Consider the following 2490-nt stretch of genomic DNA (forward strand, 5'->3'; position numbering starts at 1 on the left):
GGCGGGGACGCGGGGGGCCGGCCGCTGTCGGGCTACGACGACATCAAGGACGACGGCTCCACCTCGTGCGGCTGCTGGATCTACTGCGGGGTCTACCGGGACGGGGTCAACCAGGCCGCCCGGCGCCGGCCGCACCGCGAACAGAACTGGACGGGTTCGGAGTGGGGCTGGGCGTGGCCGCAGAACCGCCGGACCCTCTACAGCAGGGCGTCGGCGGACCCGGAGGGCCGGCCGTGGAGCGAACGCAAGGCGTTGGTGTGGTGGGACGAGGAGGCCGGCCGCTGGACCGGGCACGACAGCATCGACTTCATCGCCGACCGCCCCCCGTCCTACCGACCGGCGCCCGAGGCGCGCGGTGTGGAGGCGATCTCCGGGATCGACCCGTTCATCATGCAGGCGGACGGCAAGGGCTGGTTGTACACGCCGGCGGGCCTGGTGGACGGGCCGCTGCCCACCCACTACGAACCCCAGGAGTCCCCGTTCCCGAACCTGCTCTACCCGCAGCAGCGCAACCCGGTGCGGCTGGCCAACTCCCGGGTGGACAACCGCTACCAGCCCAGCGGGAACGAGCCGGGTGCCGAGGTGTACCCCTACGTGGTCACCACCTACCGGCTCACCGAGCACTTCACGGCGGGCGGCATGACGCGGTGGCAGCCCTACCTCGCCGAACTCCAACCCGAGTTCTTCTGCGAGGTCTCCCCGGAGTTGGCCGAGGAACGCGGACTGGAACACCACGGGTGGGCCACCATCGTGACGGCCCGCAACGCCATCGAGGCCAGGGTGGTGGTCACCGACCGGATGACCCCCCTGTTCGTCCAGGGCCGCACCGTCCACCAGATCGGGATGCCCTACCACTGGGGCCCCAACGGCTACACCACCGGCGACTCCGCCAACGAGCTGTCCTCCATCACCCTCGACCCCAACGTCCACATCCAGGAGGTCAAGGCCTGGACGGCGGACATCCGCCCCGGGCGACGTCCCCGCGGCGCCGCGCTGCGCCGCTACGTGGAGGACTACCGGCGGCGAGCGGGCGTCACCGAAACCACCGGAACGGAGGCCTGAGCGCCGTGCCGACCAACCAGTTCTCCGGACCGGACCCGCACGTCGCGGCCTCCGCCGGCCACCGCGACGCACCCCCGCGCTACGGCTTCTTCACCGACACCTCGGTGTGCATCGGGTGCAAGGCCTGCGAGGTGGCCTGCAAGGAGTGGAACGCGATCCCCGAGGACGGCCTGGAGCTGACGGGCATGTCCTTCGACAACACCGGGCGGTTGGGGGCGGACAGCTGGCGGCACGTCGCGTTCGTCGAACAGCGCAAACCCCTGGTGGGGCCCCCGCCCGACGAGTCGCACCGGGGTGTGGACGCGCTGGCCGCCGCCGCCCAGGGCGTCACCGTCCCCGAACAGGGCGGGTGGCCGGCGCCGCTGGTCCCCGAACAGCCCGGCCGGGGAGGCGACGGCGGATCGGCGGGCGACACCGACCTGCGATGGTTGATGGCGTCCGACGTGTGCAAGCACTGCACCCACGCCGCGTGCCTCGACGTCTGCCCGACCGGTTCGCTGTTCCGCACCGAGTTCGGCACCGTCGTCGTGCAGGAGGACATCTGCAACGGCTGCGGCTACTGCGTGCCGGCCTGCCCCTACGGGGTCATCGACCAGCGACCGGACGACGGCCGCGCCTGGAAGTGCACCCTGTGCTATGACCGGGTCGGCGTGGGCATGGAGCCCGCCTGCGCCAAGGCCTGCCCGACTGACTCCATCCAGTTCGGGGAACTGGACGAGCTGCGCGAGCGGGCGGCCGCCCGGGTGGAACAACTGCACGGGGACGGCGTCGGGTCGGCCCGGCTGTACGGGCACGACCCGGAGGACGGCGTCGGCGGGGACGGTGCGTTCTTCCTGCTGCTGGACGAACCCGAGGTGTACGGGCTGCCCCCCGACCCGGTGGTGACGACCAGGGACCTGCCCCGGATGTGGGCGTACGTGGGCGTGGCCGCGGCGACCATGCTCGGTGGACTGGCCGCGATGTTCGTCGGGAGGCGGTCATGAGCACGTCGGACGTCACCAGGGACGGCATCAGGGGTGCGCATCCCGGGCGGGAGGCCCGCGTCGGGGGCACCGGGGAACAGCGGTGGCGGCCCCGGGGGCAGCGGACGGCGGCTCCCGAGTACAGCCCGGACTCCTACTACGGGCTGCCCGTGCTGAACCCACCCCGCTGGGCGGCCACCGACATCGCCGGGTACTTCTTCCTCGGCGGCCTGGCAGGGGGGTCGTCGGTCCTCGCCGCCGGCGGGCACTGGACGAACCGGCCCGGTCTGGCCAGGCCGGCCAAGCTCGTGGCGCTCGGCGCGGTGTCCGGGTCGGTCGTGGCCCTGGTGCACGACCTGGGGCGCCCCGCCCGCTTCCTGAACATGCTCCGCGTCTTCAAGATCACCTCCCCGATGAGCGTCGGCTCCTGGCTGCTGGCCGCCTACGGTCCGGTTCGTCCAGTGCC

3 protein-coding genes are annotated in these 2490 nt (G+C 72.4%); all 3 read left to right on the plus strand.

Going from position 1 to position 2490, the window contains the following annotated elements:
• Positions 1-1062, plus strand: a 1062-nt coding sequence (locus ACTIDRAF_RS0224985; RefSeq protein WP_016701390.1) for a molybdopterin dinucleotide binding domain-containing protein, incomplete at its 5' end; no start/stop codon positions are given.
• A 5-nt stretch (positions 1063-1067) separates the two neighbouring features.
• The gene (locus ACTIDRAF_RS0224990) at positions 1068-2045 is read left to right on the plus strand and encodes a 4Fe-4S dicluster domain-containing protein (RefSeq protein WP_016701391.1); all 978 of its coding nucleotides are present in this window, start codon (positions 1068-1070) and stop codon (positions 2043-2045) included.
• A partial coding sequence (gene nrfD, locus ACTIDRAF_RS0224995; protein WP_016701393.1) for an NrfD/PsrC family molybdoenzyme membrane anchor subunit occupies positions 2042-2490 on the plus strand: 449 nt, incomplete at its 3' end. The genes ACTIDRAF_RS0224990 and nrfD, both read left to right, overlap by 4 nt.

It is taken from the genome of Actinoalloteichus spitiensis RMV-1378, from assembly GCF_000239155.1.
GTDB lineage: Bacteria > Actinomycetota > Actinomycetes > Mycobacteriales > Pseudonocardiaceae > Actinoalloteichus_B > Actinoalloteichus_B spitiensis.